At 59.0% G+C, this 15,301-nt stretch carries 13 protein-coding genes and 1 pseudogene; all 14 read right to left on the bottom strand.

What is annotated here, in order from left to right; translation table 11 throughout:
* Window positions 1–114: 114 nt before the first annotated feature.
* Complete coding sequence (gene hypE / locus XI05_RS12265) at window positions 115–1,161, bottom strand: hydrogenase expression/formation protein HypE (protein ID WP_271501854.1); 1,047 nt, start codon at window positions 1,159–1,161, stop codon at window positions 115–117.
* Window positions 1,158–2,300: a hydrogenase formation protein HypD gene (gene hypD / locus XI05_RS12260; RefSeq protein WP_271501852.1), complete on the bottom strand. Its 1,143-nt coding sequence runs from the start codon at window positions 2,298–2,300 to the stop codon at window positions 1,158–1,160. Before hypD ends, hypE begins: the two co-directional genes overlap by 4 nt.
* Complete coding sequence (locus XI05_RS12255) at window positions 2,297–2,533, bottom strand: HypC/HybG/HupF family hydrogenase formation chaperone (protein ID WP_271501848.1); 237 nt, start codon at window positions 2,531–2,533, stop codon at window positions 2,297–2,299. The genes hypD and XI05_RS12255 overlap by 4 nt, the downstream gene beginning before the upstream one ends.
* Before the next feature lies 1 nt (window position 2,534).
* A complete protein-coding gene (hypF, locus tag XI05_RS12250; RefSeq protein WP_271501847.1) occupies window positions 2,535–4,790 on the bottom strand; it encodes a carbamoyltransferase HypF in 2,256 nt (751 codons plus the stop codon).
* Entirely contained in the window at window positions 4,787–5,719 is a 933-nt protein-coding gene (hypB, locus tag XI05_RS12245) for a hydrogenase nickel incorporation protein HypB (protein ID WP_271501846.1), read from the bottom strand. The genes hypF and hypB overlap by 4 nt, the downstream gene beginning before the upstream one ends.
* Window positions 5,719–6,060 (bottom strand): hydrogenase maturation nickel metallochaperone HypA, encoded by a 342-nt coding sequence (hypA, locus tag XI05_RS12240; RefSeq protein ID WP_271501845.1) that lies wholly within the window; start codon window positions 6,058–6,060, stop codon window positions 5,719–5,721. The genes hypB and hypA overlap by 1 nt, the downstream gene beginning before the upstream one ends.
* Window positions 6,053–7,144 (bottom strand): hypothetical protein, encoded by a 1,092-nt coding sequence (locus tag XI05_RS12235; protein WP_271501844.1) that lies wholly within the window; start codon window positions 7,142–7,144, stop codon window positions 6,053–6,055. Before XI05_RS12235 ends, hypA begins: the two co-directional genes overlap by 8 nt.
* Before the next feature lie 91 nt (window positions 7,145–7,235).
* The gene (locus tag XI05_RS12230) at window positions 7,236–8,093 is read right to left on the bottom strand and encodes a hydrogenase expression/formation protein (protein WP_271501872.1); all 858 of its coding nucleotides are present in this window, start codon (window positions 8,091–8,093) and stop codon (window positions 7,236–7,238) included.
* Window positions 8,094–8,703: 610 nt separating this feature from the next.
* Window positions 8,704–8,994 carry a HypC/HybG/HupF family hydrogenase formation chaperone gene (locus XI05_RS12225; protein WP_271501843.1) on the bottom strand — a complete coding sequence of 97 codons (291 nt, stop codon included), beginning with the start codon at window positions 8,992–8,994 and terminating at the stop codon, window positions 8,704–8,706.
* A gap of 13 nt (window positions 8,995–9,007) precedes the next feature.
* A complete protein-coding gene (locus XI05_RS12220) occupies window positions 9,008–9,592 on the bottom strand; it encodes a HyaD/HybD family hydrogenase maturation endopeptidase (RefSeq protein WP_271501842.1) in 585 nt (194 codons plus the stop codon).
* A gap of 35 nt (window positions 9,593–9,627) precedes the next feature.
* Window positions 9,628–10,320: a Ni/Fe-hydrogenase, b-type cytochrome subunit gene (cybH, locus tag XI05_RS12215; protein WP_271501841.1), complete on the bottom strand. Its 693-nt coding sequence runs from the start codon at window positions 10,318–10,320 to the stop codon at window positions 9,628–9,630.
* Between the two features lie 4 nt (window positions 10,321–10,324).
* Window positions 10,325–12,115, bottom strand: coding sequence for a nickel-dependent hydrogenase large subunit (locus tag XI05_RS12210; RefSeq protein WP_271501840.1), 1,791 nt, complete (start codon window positions 12,113–12,115; stop codon window positions 10,325–10,327).
* Between the two features lie 12 nt (window positions 12,116–12,127).
* On the bottom strand, window positions 12,128–13,228 hold the full coding sequence (locus tag XI05_RS12205; protein WP_271501839.1) for a hydrogenase small subunit: 1,101 nt from the start codon (window positions 13,226–13,228) through the stop codon (window positions 12,128–12,130).
* A 778-nt stretch (window positions 13,229–14,006) separates the two neighbouring features.
* Window positions 14,007–15,264: pseudogene (locus XI05_RS39755) on the bottom strand (serine hydrolase domain-containing protein).
* Between the last annotated feature and the right edge of the window lie 37 nt (window positions 15,265–15,301).

The raw sequence follows: 15,301 nt of genomic DNA, 5'->3' as shown, positions 1-15,301 counted from the left end.
GTAAAGATGACGTTTCGCGTGTTTGGCAGGATTGCCTATCAAGCGATAGCGCTCCAGGAGTTGATGGCCAATGGCCACTGATGGCTTCCAGAAAATGGACGCTGCGGACCCTGTTCAACAGATCCGAGGCAATTGTTCGCCCCACAGCCAGTCGACGACGCGTCGACCGCCGAAACCGGTGGTCATCTGCACAAATTTGTGATCGTCAGCCACCGCCTCGCCAATATCAGCTGCATCGGTCGCGAGCGGGTGCGCTTTCATGGCAGCAAGCACGGCATCGGCCGAACCAGGCGCGACGATCGCAACGAGCTTGCCCTCGTTGGCGACATGGATCGGCTCGAGTCCAAGCAGCTCGCAAGTAGCCGCAACCGCAGGCTTCACAGGAATGGTTGATTCCTGCAGATGGAACCCAAGGTCGGATTGATGCGCAATCTCATTGAGAGCCGCAGCTAGCCCGCCGCGCGTGGGGTCGCGCATCACCCGGATGCCGCCGCCGCCGGCGGCAATCATGACCGCTACGAGATTATGCAACGCTGCTGAGTCCGAGACGATTTCGGTTTGAAAAGCGACGTTCTGACGTTTTGACATGATCGCCACCCCATGGTCGCCGAGGCTTCCGGACACCAGCACACGATCACCGACCCTTACCTTGTCGGCGGATAGATCCAGCCCATCGGCCACAAGCCCGATCCCGGCCACGGAGATGAACAGACCGTCTGCCTTGCCGCGCTCGACGACCTTGGTGTCCCCGGCAATGATGTAAATGCCGGCCCCGCGTGCTGCCGCGCCCATCGAATCCGCGATCGTCTTCAGATCCAAAAACCGGAAACCCTCCTCGATGATAAAGCTGGCCGACAAATAGAGGGGACGCCCACCGGACATCGCAAGATCATTAATCGTGCCGTGCACAGCCAATGACCCGATATTGCCGCCGGGAAAGAACAGTGGTGTAACCACATAGCCGTCGGTCGTCATCACCATCCTGCCGGCCGAAACGTCAAACGCCGACTGATCATTGCAGCGGGCGAGCCATTCATTTCCGAAGGCTTGGTGAAAAAGGCCGGAGATCAGCTGTGCCATGGCACGGCCCCCGGATCCGTGGCAAAGTTCAACGCGCCCGTTCTTTACGTCGAGCTTGCGTGGATAGGCTTTCACGCTCATGACCTCTGCCTCACCTGTTCATCGTGAACTCGGCCATAGGTCCAATACGCCGCACAAGCGCCTTCTGATGACACCATGCAGGCCCCTATGGGCGTTTCCGGCGTGCAGGTGTTTCCAAACAACTTGCAATCGACCGGCCGTTTGGCGCCACGCAGGATCGCGCAGCACTCGCACGCCGGATTGTCTGCGACACGCATGTCGTGGATCCCAAAACGCGTCTCGGCGTCGAAGTTTGCATAAGACCGCTTCAGCTTCAGTCCGCTGTTGGGTACGAGTCCAAGCCCCCGCCATTCAAACTGATCACGCAGTTCGAATACCTGCGACACCTCGCCCTTGGCGCGGCGATTGCCTTCGCGTGTCACTGCACGGCTGTATTGGTTTTCTACCTCGTAGCGGTGTTGATTCACTTGCCGCACCAGCATCAATATAGCTTGCAGCACGTCGAGGGGTTCAAATCCCGCGACCACGATCGGCTTCTCGAACTGTTCTGCCAGGGGCTCGTAAGGCTGCGTACCAATAATGGTGCTGACATGTGCAGGCCCGATGAACCCGTCAATTGGGACGCCGCCGGTGTTGCGGATCTTCGGGTTCTCGAGAATGCTGTGCATCGCAGAGGGTGTAAGCACGTGATTGCAGAACACGCTCAGGCCCTCCATCCGCTTGCTCTCGGCAATCCGGATCATGACCGCCGTTGGGGGCGTCGTGGTCTCAAATCCGATGGCAAAGAAGACCACCTCGCGGCCCGGCATCTGTTCGGCGAGCCCGATAGCGTCGAGCGTCGAGTAGACCATACGAATGTCAGCGCCCAGCGCTCGGGCTCGCAACAGGGATTGTCCTTGCGACCCGGGCGCGCGCATCAAGTCGCCGTAGACGCAGAGAGTGACCTCTGGTCGGTCGACGAGCCGGATCGCCATGTCGATTCGGCTCGCGGGCAGAACGCAGACGGGACAACCGGGCCCGTGGATCATCCGGACGTTCGCGGGCAGCAGATCCTCGAGTCCGTAGCGGGAGATCGCATGAGTGTGTCCGCCGCAAAATTCCATGAACCGATAGGCTCTTTGCGAACTGACCTCGGCGTCAATCGCACGCGCAAGTCCCTGCGCGATGATCTTGTCGCGAAATTCATCAGAATACTTCATGATCGGCATTCCTGCGAGGCACTGCCTAGCTCCTGCAGGAGCTCCAGCGTGCGTTTGGCTTCTGTCGGATCGATCTTGGCGAGCGCGTAGCCGACATGGATAAGGACGTAATCGCCGACATGGAGCTCGTCGACGAGGGCAATCGATATCTCCAGGCTGATGCCTTCGATCGACACGAGAGCCATGTCGTTGGGTAGAATTTTCGCGATCTTCGCCGGAACCGAAAGACACATGTCAGGCAGTTCCTCCCCTGGCGGACGACTGTTGAGCAATCTGTAGTGCAGCAATCCAGGCTTGGCCAAGGCTCAAACCGCCATCACTGGGCGGCAGCCGCCGCGGCACCAACGGTGTAAGACCGGCAGCGCTGCAACCGCGCGGGATCTCGTCCGCCAGCACCGCGTTCAGGAAGCAGCCGCCGCTCAGAATGACGGTATTGACGCCGCTTGTCCGCGCAGAGCGTGTGACCCAGTCCACACAGGCCGCGACGAAAGTGCCATGAAACAGCCCGGCTCCGCCTGCGGCGTCAATGTCGTCAGCAATCAACCGCGAAAATAGCGGACCAAGCGACAGCACGCCGCCATCGATCGTCCAGCCGGCTTCGAGAATCACAGGCCGCCGCACCAGCGCTTCGAGCTTCATCGCTGCTTCGCCCTCATAGCTCTGCAAATGCGCAATCCCCAGCAGCGCCGCAGCCGCGTCGAACAACCGTCCCGCACTGGTCGTGGTGGTCCCGCCGGGCTGATCGAGCAAGTCCGACACACGCCCGGCTTGCCGTTGCGCCGCAAAGCGCTGCCTGATTTCGTTACCCCTACCGAGCCCGTGTAATACTGCGCTCGCCATGCGCCACGGCTCGCGGGCTGCACGACCTCCACCAGGCATCTGCAGGGGCGCTAAGTGCCCGATGCGTCGGAACCACGTCCCTTCGCACAACAATAGTTCGCCACCCCAGTTACCGCCGTCGGAGCCGAAGCCATGGCCATCGAGCACCAGGGCAAGCGCTGGTCCCGCATGGCCATGCTCGGCGATCACTGCGGCAGCGTGTGCGTGGTGATGCTGGACCGCGACCAGCGCCCGAGCATTTGCTTGCGCAAAGCGGGTAGAAGCCATATCGGGATGCAGATCATGGGCGAACGCGACAGGCTCCACGTCAAGGCTCGATGTGAGGTGTCGGATCGTCTTCTCGAATGCACGGATACCTTCGGCCGTATTTAGATCGCCAATATGCTGAGAGACGAACGCTTGGTTGTCCCGGGTGATGGTGACGGTTGATTTCAGTTCGCCGCCAACGGCGAGCACGGGCGGGACGGCTCTCGCAAGGCGGATCGGCTCAGGAACATAGCCACGGGCACGACGAACGAATTGCGGCCGGCCAGCCACCACCGAAACCACGGAATCATCAGCACGCGTCAAGATATCGCGATCATGGGTCACAACAAGATCGGCGATTCCGTTGAGCCGCCGCAACGCCTGCGCGTTATCAATCAGGAGCGGTTCGCCGCAAAGATTGGCACTGGTGGCCACCATGACCGGGCTACAACCCGCACGCACACCTCGCGAGCGAAGCGCATGGAAGATGAGGTGATGCAGCGGCACTACGGGCAGCATGATACCCACTCGCGATAAACCAGGAGATATGGCGGGCGCCAGATTGTGGCGCGATGGCAGGAGGACGATCGGACGAGCTACGGATTCTAGCAGCGCTAGCTCGGGCGCGTTCGCCTCCGCGATCTCGCTGACGCGCTCGACGGAGTCGACCAAAACCGCGAACGGCTTCTGGAGGCGGTGCTTTCTCCTGCGCAAACGCTGCACGGCGTCCTGATTACGCGCATCGCAAAGAAGCTGGTATCCTCCCAACCCCTTTATCGCCACGATCTGCCCCCGCGCGATTGCCGCGACAATATCGCTGATCCCATGGCTAAGCCGAGGACCGCATGCTGGGCACGCGATCGCCTCCGCGTGAAACCTGCGGCTTGCCGGATTGGCATAGTCAGCCACGCACGCGGCGCACAAACTAAAAGCCCTCATCACAGTGTTGCGGCGATCGTACGGAAGCCGTTCGGCGATGGTGTAGCGTGGGCCGCAATGGCAGCAACTAATGAAAGGGTAAAGGAAATGCCGATTTTCTGGATCGAATAGCTCTTTGAGGCATTGCTGGCAGACCGCGGCGTCAGCGACGATCTGCGTTGACAATTTGCCGGCTTCGCTCGTCCCGATCGAAAAGCCCTTCGCTGCGAGCGCCGCAGTCTCGCGAACGCAGATGTCTACTATCCGTGCCAATGGAGGCGCCTCGAGCGGCAACGTGGCGACAAACTCCGAGGCACGGTGGCCCTCAACCTCAATGATAACGCCCTCAGGGCCATTGATGACAAACCCCGCCAATCCATACCGAATGGCAAGTCCATAGACGTAAGGACGAAAGCCGACCCCTTGCACTGCCCCACTCACGACCACGCGCAGCCGTGTTCGGTCGCAGGTGGCTGCGGCGCTCATCGCCCTGTGTCCTCGAAGGCGCGCCTCTGACGGCCCGCCTGTCTATCGATCCAGGCGTAGAGCGCGGCAAAGCCTTCGCCAGTCCGAGCCGAAACTACAATCACGTCGATCTTTGGGTTGACCCGTCTGGCGTATTCGATGGCCTTGCCCACATCGAATTCGACCAGCGACGCTAGATCAATTTTGTTAATCACCATGAGCGACGAAGCGGCAAACACATCAGGATATTTGAGCGGCTTGTCTTCACCTTCAGTAATCGAGAACACAACGATCTTGCAGGTTTCGCCAAGATCGAAGGCAGCGGGACAGATCAGATTACCAACGTTCTCGATGAAGAGAATACCGCCCGAGAGCAGCGGCAGGCGGCGATAAGCCTCGCCAATCATTGCAGCGTCGAGGTGACAATTCTTGCCGGTATTGATTTGAACGGCTGGGACGCCGGCGGCCTGAATACGTTTGGCATCATTCGAGGTCTGCTGGTCCCCTTCGATGACCCCGACCCACCGGCTGCACTTGAGCTCGGACACCGCGCGGACGAGCAGTGTCGTTTTGCCGGCACCGGGGCTGGACAAAAGATTAAATACAAGCAGGTCATCGGCTACGAAGAGCGCGCGATTGTTCGCCGCAATTCCATTATTCTTGTCCAGAATATCGCGCTCAATCTCAACGCGCCGCCTTTTTCTCATGCCACAGCCACTCAAATAAGGCGGATCGCCGCCGCTCGGAAGCGCCTGTGCGTTATGCGCCTGGTGATTGGCTGAGCGATCACAGTGATTATGGCTATCACCAGCGTGGTTTGACGGCGGCGGCCACCGGCCGCCCGGCGGAAGGGCAGAATGGCAATCGCGATCGTCCTGAAGGGATCGCTCATGGCTCTCGGCGCGTTTTGTGGACGGCGTCCCTTGGTGGCAGCCGCAAACAGTACACATCAATCGATCTCCAGCTCTTTCACGCGCATCTGTTCGCCCGCGGTCACCTGCAAGTGATAGCTGCCGCAGCAAGGGCAGCACTCACCGCGCCGAGCAATTTCGACGCTCTTCGAACACCCCATGCACCAGGCAACACCTGGCAGTTCGACGATGTTAAGAGCCGCGCTCTCGGCAACGGTCCGCCTTGCAGCGGCAGCAAAGCAGAACCTGATCGCTTCAGGCGCCGCATGACTCAGCGCTCCAATCTCCAGACAGATGCTTCGCACCCGCGAAGAGGATCGCTCGTGTACCTTCTCCTCGACGATCTGAATGATGCCAAGACAAATCGCCATTTCATGCATCGCGAACTTCTCTAACGTTGAGGGTGAACGCGACGCACGGATCGAGCGATGTAATCACCGCGTGGACTGCATCTTCGCGTCTCCGAGCCGTCAGCACCGCGCCTTGCAGGTTCCGTACAAGCGGTCCGCGCCGGTGGAAATTCCACTCCGTCGGCGCAAGGAATTCGAAGCGGGATATTCGGCCCTGAGCATCGAGTTCAACCGCGTGGTAGAGACGGCCCCTAGCGCATTCGACCGCGGCCGCTGCACGGCGCGGCCCTAGCTTATATCTTTCGATGATCCCATGCTCCGCGGCGCCAATCTGTGCGCCGGCCTTGAGCCAGGCACATAGCCGGAGGACTTCATTAATTCTGGCCATCAGCCGCTCGGCCGCACCGAAGGGTCCCAGCGGGACCCGATCCCGGCTGACCTGGCGCGCCCATGGACCCGTCTCGGGCACATGTCCGTCAACATCGGGACAATAGCAGAACGTCGAGTCATCCCCGAGCAACCGTTTCGTGATGTTGGGGTCGTCAGCAACAGACAGGAATGAGTGCCCCGCGGAAATTGACTTCACGTCCACGTCATTAAGCGCCGCAACGCGAAGCGCCAGCGGGCTATCGGACCTCAGCGCCTCCCCCTCATGTAGACCGAGCGCGGCCATTGCAGCGACAATCCGCGCGGTTGCTTCGCGTTGAGCGGAGCTCCAGGCTGGCTGTGCGGAGCGGACAAACGCTGACAATTCCGACATCAGGGAACGGATTGCCGCCGCACTGGCGACATCTAACGTAAGATGTCCGACAAAAAGGCTCCGCGCCAAATCCGCGATGCGCTCAGTCACGATAAGTGCAATACGCTGCTGCCTTGTTGCGCGGGTGATCACTTCGTCGCGCGCCGTCTCGATGGCGGACAATAATGCAGTTTGCTGCGCAGCGACACACAACGCGAAAAGCCGCGGCAGCACGTTGAGCACTGTCGAAGGCTCCTTTCCGGCGAACACCCCCGCCAGCGGCGGCCGGACTCGCGGCAGGATCTCGACCGAGGCGACTTTGTCGTCAGCTAGCAATATGCGGACATCGATTTTGTTGCGGGCAACAAGGCTCATGCGCAACACTCCGCCATCATCCCGCGTAAGCTGTAGTCCATGCGCATGCGCCGTCTGCGGGATCCCACCCGATGCCGAATGCCCGGCGTCTTCATGTGAAATACGCCTCGATAATTTCCTGCATGCGCTCGGCTGAGTCCTGGAAATCCTCATCGGCAGCCAACGCAACAATCGGCACGCCGCCGACCTCGAGCGTATCAAGGATGATGTCGTCCGTAGAATTGAAGAACTGCACGCACCAGACGTTCCTGATCCCCGTCGCCCGCACTCGGCAGGCGCCGTAGCCGCGCAACATGAGTTGGACCGGTCCATTGCCCAAGCTTTGCTGTAGGAATGCCAAGTCCATAATGCTCATTGGCAGTGACGTCAGATTGATGACATGGGCATGCATGCCTAATCGCCAGACCCTCGCCCGCTCGCGTATTTCGGCCAGCACCGGTTGAACGTTCATCGCGCCATTCGGCGGCAGGCCGATCACGAGATCGGCGGACGTCAGGTCAGTTGCGGCACGCCGAACAATCTGCGGAATCGACCCGACCTCAACATATTCATGCGCGGGTTCGGTGCCGATGCGCAGGCGCCAGATTCCCGCAAGCACAGACTCCCGGATTTGCGCCGAAGAACCATCTGGCAGCGCAACCACGCCGGCCACCTCACCTGCTCCGAGCAATTCGTCAATCAACTTGCGTTCGTCATCGTTGAGATGTGCGAGTCCGTACAGTTGTGTCCGAGCACCGCTTCCCTGACCGCGAACGGCAGCAGCGGCGTTTGCTACCAGCAAGGTGGCGTTCGGATAGTTCCTTCCACGCTCGTGCGCATCGCGCCAGGCGCAGCCGGCGAGCGCACTCATGGGGTCGGTATGGAATACATCGAGACTTGCAGAGCCAGTGGCAAGGTCGCTCGTTGCCCGGTCGGCGCCGCCGGATACCACGGGGATCGCTGGTTTCATCATGCGATGTTCCGTTCTCTGCATCGAGGGGCAATGCAGTTGCCGACGCAAGTGCTGGCGGCGTGTGCCCGAATGGTCGGTAGGGAGATGCGGTTGATCGCAAGCAAACGGCCCGATCTCTTGCCTAACAGGCAGAGTTCATCGTGCCTAGCATATGCGCTCGGCCTCTTACGTCGGCCGAGCCTGCCGATTCGTGTGCCACTAACGATGCGGGAAACCACTGCGACTTGCGTGCCTTCCCGAAACTTCCTGACAACTTCAGGAAGAAAGAAAGCGAGCTGGATGATCCGGAGCTCTGCCGCGGACAGCGGCATCACGGTCACCGTCACCTGAGCGTGCGCGGCTAGGCGCGCATGGACGCTGACGCCCTCCACGTCGGAGGGAGGGGGTCGCGCCGATCCACGCTGCGCCGGCTGCAATTTCATCAGACGCCTTTCTCATATTGTTCGGTTCTGCTAGCAGGCGGCTAGCAAGGCGCATGCCAATCATGCTCTGGCCGCGCCTCGCACTCGGACCAACGGCGAAGCGCCTGATATTTTGCAGGCAAACGTTACCTGCGATTGGAATTCGATTTGTGAGAACCCTCAGTCGGCGCAAGCGAGCGGAACGGCTAGCGTAAGTGCTCCGGCAATTGTGGCTCGTGACCGATCAAGTCCGCAAAGAATCGATCGATGTCCTGGCCTTTGAGGCTGGCCTCAAGCCCGTCAAGTGCTTCCGAGATCAGCCTTGCTTCTTTGTCGTCTAAAACGCGCACCGCGCTGTCGATATGAACGAGCACCTTGGCGCCGACCGGTACATCGGCGAGCAGCATGACCGAGACACGCCGCTGTTCATTGCCATACTCGCACAGCGCCGTGATGCCGTCGGTCTCAGCAATCGTCATTGGCAAACCAAGGCACATTGTCAGTCGCAGGCTAGACGGGCTGCGCCCTCATCTCATAATTCGCATGGTCAATATTGTTCGCCAACAGCCGTTCTGATGCAGGCAGCGGCGCGCCCCGCGGTTTTGCCGGCGAGCCCCACTGCGCCAGGAGCTTACAAGCCAGTTCAATCGCAGGCCCAATCTGAAAGCGTACCGGCGCGGTCAGAGCACCGCCCCAATTCTCCAGGTCCAACGGCTGACAGCCGATGAGAGCGAGCTCTCGCGGGCGGCGGCCAAGAAAATCGGCCGCGCTCAAGACCTCCTGAAAACCGGTCTGATGCAGGCTCACTTTCTTGGCACCAGTAAATCTTGGCACTTCGTCATCTCGTACAAGCTCCAACTGCCCGGGCAGCAATCCATAGTCGATGGCATCGAACACGATCAGGCAATCAGCCCGCTCAAGAAAACTGACAAGGTAGAGCCCTTGGGTGCCGCCATCGAGGACGGTGACATTACTATCGACGGCGTAGCGGCTATGAAACTCCTCGACCACACGCACGCCGAAGCCCTCATCGGCCCACAGGATATTCCCGATGCCGAGCACGAGGATCCGTTTTTTGTCTTTTGGATCGAGCATCCGCTTCCCGGTCAATCGCCAAACCCGCGCTCAGCCTATATCCTGGAAGAGAAGCTGCGGCGCGATATGATGTGTTCCCGGATCACCGCGTAGATGTGGACCAGCGTGAACACCACGATGACCCACAGGCCGAGATGATGCAAGGTGTGGACGTCCTGACTGTTCGGCCAGATTGAAAACACCCAGCCGAACACCTTGTACTGCCAGCTGTCAGTACCGGCACCTTGCCCATAAAGTGCAAAGCCTGTGACGATCATGAAGGTGATCGTCTGTGTAAACATGAAGAACATTGCGAGCTGAGCAAGCCGATCGTGCCCGGGGCGCCTGTCAGGCTCCACTGTAAGGAACGCATACCAGCGAATCTCCTGATACACCTCCCGCCAAAAGCACCCGCGCCAGAGCGGCACGCAAAAGATTTGGATGGCATGCGCATTTCCCATCAAGGCCCAGTAGATGCGCAGAAGAAAGCCAACGCTGGCCACATATCCCGCCGAGAAATGGGCAAAGCGGATATAGCCGAACAGGAAATTGCCGCTTGCCTCTCCCTCCATCGCTGGTGTGCCGGTCCCAATAAGGTAGCCGGTTAAACTTAGTACCAGAATGGCCGCCGCGTTAGCCCAATGCCACAGTCGGACCGGCGCATAAACGTAGGCGACGCCAACGCCAATGCTGCGATCAGTCGGTGCCGCATCGTCGGCCGTGAGGAGCTTCCGAGCCCTATCCAGCATGGACCTAACGCACTTTGACTGAAGCCATTTCTTGGCCCTCAGGACTCATCACGTGGGTCGAGCAAGCCAAGCACGGGTCAAAGGAATGGATGGTGCGCAAGATCTCCAGGGGCCGCTGCGGATCGGCCATCGGGGTACCGATCAGCGAAGCTTCAAAAGCGCCAATATTGCCTTTGGAATCCCGAGGAGATCCGTTCCACGTCGTCGGAACGACACATTGATAATTGTCGATCTTAGCGTCCTTGATCTTGATCCAGTGGCCGAGTGCACCGCGAGGCGCCTCAGTGAACCCATAGCCCTTGGCCTCCTTACGCCAGCTTTCCGGGCGCCACCTGCCAACGTCGGCAGTTGCCGTATTGCCTGCCTTGAGCTGGACTACGAGCTTATCCTGAAAATAACGCATCTGATGCGCCGCCCACTGGCATTCGAGCGCCCGCGCCGCTGTACGGCCAAGGGTCGAGAACAGCGCAGTCAGAGGGAGATTGAGCCCCTTGAGCAGTCTCTCGGCGGGATCCTTGAACTCGGCTTTGCCTTGCGCATAACCAACGATGTATCGTGCCAACGGCCCGACCTCGACGGCGTGGCCGCGCCAGCGCGGCGCTTTGATCCAGGAATACTTGCCGCCTTCGTCGAGTTCCCTGATATCTGTCTTGCTGCCTTTGAATTCTGGCCCAAGTTTAAAACTCGGCTCAGTGATGCCGTCCCAGGGATGCAGCGCACCGCAATCGCTGGGGTATTTATACCATGAATGTGCCACGAATTCCTGGATCTGCTCGGGATCACCATGATCGATCGGCAGTATTTCCTTGAGATTGCCATTAAGAATGACCCCGCGCGGCAGCTTGAGACTTTTCGCAGAACAGTCATTGGCGTTTTCGGGGATGTCGCCATAGGACATCACGCTTTTGCTCGAAAGACCACCGCCGTAGAGCCAGTCCTTATAGAACGAGCAGATTGCAGCAATGTCGGGTAGATAGACCTGCTCGACAAACTCGATCGAGCGAGCGATGATCGAGGACACGATATTCAGTCGTTCCATATTGATCGCACCCACCGCACCGATTCCGTCGATGTTGATCGCGCAGGGTACGCCGCCGACCAGCCAGTTCGGATGCGGGTTCTTGCCACCATAGATAGCTTGGATCTTGACGATCTCCTTCTGGAAGTCGAGCGCTTCCATATAATGAGCTACCGCCATCAGGTTTGCTTCCGGTGGTAGCTTGTAGGCCGGATGCCCCCAATAGCCATTCTTGAACGGACCGAGTTGCCCTGACCCGAAGAATTTGTTGAGCCGGATCTGAAAATCTTTGAAATAGCCGGGGGATGACAGCGGCCAGGGCGAGATAGACTGCGCCAGTGCGGAGGTCGACTTGGGATCGGCGTTGAGCGCGGAAACCACGTCGACCCAATCCAACGCATGCAAGTGATAGAAATGTACGAGGTGATCATGCACGAGCAAGCACAGCTGCATGATGTTACGGATCGAATTCGCATTCTCCGGAATGGTGATTCCTAGTGCATTTTCAACCGCGCGCACGGAGGCAAGCGCATGGGTGCCGGTGCAGACCCCGCAGATCCGCTCGGTGAACGCCCAGGCGTCGCGCGGATCGCGCCCGCGCAGGATGACTTCGATGCCACGCCACATCGTCCCGCTTGAGACCGCATTGCGGATTACATTGTCGGAATCGAGATTGGCTTCGACGCGCAAGTGGCCTTCGATCCGCGTCAGCGGATCGATGACGATTCGCCTGCCGGAACGATCGAGACTAAACCCATTCGGCGTCTGGACGGCCACCGTCGTATCTCCTCAACTCGGTTTGCCTTTATCGGCCGCGCGATCCGGCTTGTGGGTCAACCGCTTCACGGCGGTGACCGCCGCATGGGCAGCGACGGTTAGCCCGACCACCCCGGCAGTGGCCATGCCGATCTTGTCGGCGTTCTCCTCAATGCCGAACTGCTTGATGGTTGTAAGTCGGTCGTAAAATGACCCTTTGTCCCAGAAGCCGTCCTCAGAACAGCCGAGGCAGCCGTGACCGGATTGAACGGGAAATGAAACGCCGCCGTTCCACCGAACGGCCGAACAGGCATTGTAGGTCGTTGGCCCCTTGCAGCCCATCTTGTACAAGCAATAGCCCTTGCGGGCGTACGTATCGTCCCACTCCTCGACGAATTGGCCAGCGTCGAAATGGGAACGGCGATAGCACTTGTCGTGAATGCGCTCGGAGTAAAACATACTTGGACGTCCTAGGCGATCGAGGTCCGGAAGCTTTCCGAACGTGACGATGAACGTCACGAGACCACTCATGATCTCTGCGATAGGAGGGCACCCTGGCACCTTGATGATGGGCTTGTCGGTGATCACCTTATCGATTGGCGCCGCGCCAGTCGGATTGGGCTTGGCGGCTTGCACGCATCCCCAGGACGCACAAGTGCCCCAAGCGATGATTGCCATGGCCTCTTCTGCCATCCACCTGAGCTTTTCAACGAACGGCTTGCCGCCGTCAATGCAGAACATGCCACCCTCCTTCAACGGCGGATTGCCTTCGACTGCGAGCACATACCTGCCTTTGTACTTGGCACGGGTTTCTTCCAGGATGGCCCCAGCCTGGTGTCCAGCCGCCGCCATGATCGTATCGTCGTAGTCGAGCGAAATCATCGACAGCAGCGCGTCTTTAATCAAGGGATGGGACGAGCGGATAAAGCTTTCCGAGCAACAGGTACACTCGAGCCCGTGCAACCAGATGACGGGCACACGCGGTTTGGTCTCCAGGGCGTGGGCAATACTGCTTGCGGTGAGCGAACCAAGCCCCAGGCTCGCGGCCGTCACGCTACAGAATTTATGGAAACTACGACGCGTGATACCCTGACGTCTGATCACGCTATAGAACGTTTCCGTTGCATCATCCATGAAACATTCCAAGTGAGTAGTCGTGGCCGCTACGAACTGCTGACGGTTTAGCAAGAACCAGGCCAGCGAAGCGAAACACTTAAGACATCAAGCGACCGCTGAGATTTGCGAAATTGTGAACCCAGCCACCCACCAGTAGCTTTGCCATGGATCCGTCTTGCTAATGGTGTTCAGTTTCGGAGATGTGAGCACATCAACAAATCAGTACGATGGCTTACCACTGCACGCAGACTACCCTACAATCGCTACACTCATCAGCCTGATTTTCGAATAGAATTGGTGCAGTTGACGGCACTGCACTGCCCGCTCCCAAATCAGGCTTCCCGATTGCTGATCAACGAGGCGTTCAAGCTCTCATGATCGCGACTGCACAGGCGTCCAAAAGCGGCCGTCGAGCGAGGAAGAGAGGCCGCAATGGACCGAGCCGCGATGCGCCCCGCTGACGTTGCTTTAGGGTCTGGCTCGATTCGATCTGACTTTGGTAATAGCGGCTGGTCGCACGTAATCGCTACGGCGCTGTAGGCAAGAGATAGAGTTATGATCAAGGAGCGTTCATCACGCAAGCCAATCGTTGGCAAGGCGCGACGTCTGGGCGCATCGCGACACTCACCGGCTTGCAGGGGCTTCTTCGGAAGGCGATCGCGTCTTGAAGTATTGGTCCAATCAATCCGACACGGATAGATGACAACGGCAACACTCAGTCGACATCCATCCGTACTAGCAACACTGTTTGCCTAGTACCCAAAGCGGATCATCGAACCTTTCGGTGGAAAGTAAATTATCGCACTATCGCGGCATAGACGTATAGTGGACTTGTGCGTGGTAGCACTTCCGGATTTCCCCGGGCGCCGCCGTTCCGACCAGCACGACCAGACGCTCTTTTGGGTCGCAGAAGAATTGTGTGCCGTAGGCGCCAGTCCAGGTGAACTCTCCTGGGTTGCCCGGAACCGCCGAGAGCGCGCCGGTCAGCCGTACAGCCACTCCAAGCCCGAAGCCGAAGCCGGCACGATGCGGCTCGACATTGGCGACTCTATTCTTGATCCCTGGCCCAAGGTGGATGGAGATCATGTGGCGCACAGTCCTCGGACCATGAATTCGCTGCCCCTCGAGCTCCCCGCCATTGAGCAGCGTTTGTCCAAAGCGCACGTAGTCACCCACTATCGCAAATGCGCAGGCTCCCCCGCAGTCAAACTTCGTCTGGCTTTCGAGGAGCTTGATGTCTTGCGGCTTTCCCGTCAGGGGGTCCTCCGAAAATGGACGCGCGAGACGCTCGCGTTGCCATTCCGACAAATAGAAAGTGGCATCTTGCATTGTGATGGACTTCCTAGGCTGCGGGTGAGACAGTCGCCCAATCGCTGCTCGCTGACCTGTTCAATGACAGCTCCCAGCACATCGGTCGAGAAGCCGTATTCGAATTCCATCCCCGGTTGCTGCGCTAGCGGCAGCTTGGTAATCGCTTGGATGAAAGCCTGCTTATCGCCTCTTAGGGGGCGGATCGCCGAAACCGGGATAGAGACGCGCCACTTGGTCTGAGCTGTCGGGCGCACCGTAGGTGAGTCCGGATGTGAGGCGATAAAGGTCGTGGATGTGGATCGCAGAACTCTGCTTTTGAAATTCTAATGAGCCGTCATGCTGTGGCATTGCCACCTTCATGTTTGCAAATTCCGGGTAATAATCCGTAAGCTTGGCCTTAGAGGAAGCCGACCTTCCTCCATAAGGATGAGCCCAGCAACGGCCACCATCGGTTTGGTCATAGAAGCAAGCGCGAAGATCGCATCGAGCCGCATCGGCCTTCCTTTTACGGGGTCGGGTTGGCCGTACGCTTTGTAGTGAATCAGCTTGCCATCTCTCGCGATTGCAATCACCGCGCCTGGCACGCGTTTACTTGCGATCCCGCGGGCGAAAAACTCGTCTAGCTTGGCAAGGCGCTGCTGAAAAACGCCGACCTCATCGGTCGCTACTTCGGGCAGAGGCGCGCAGTGCACCGAATTGAGAGCGAGTCCAGCAGCTGCCGCGGCGATAGCAAGCTTGTTCATTGCACCCTCGGAAGGATGGATGGATCCAGTTCGCAAG

The organism is Bradyrhizobium sp. CCBAU 11357 (assembly GCF_028128865.1).
Taxonomy (GTDB): domain Bacteria; phylum Pseudomonadota; class Alphaproteobacteria; order Rhizobiales; family Xanthobacteraceae; genus Bradyrhizobium.
This window is presented reverse-complemented; position numbering and strand designations above follow the sequence as displayed.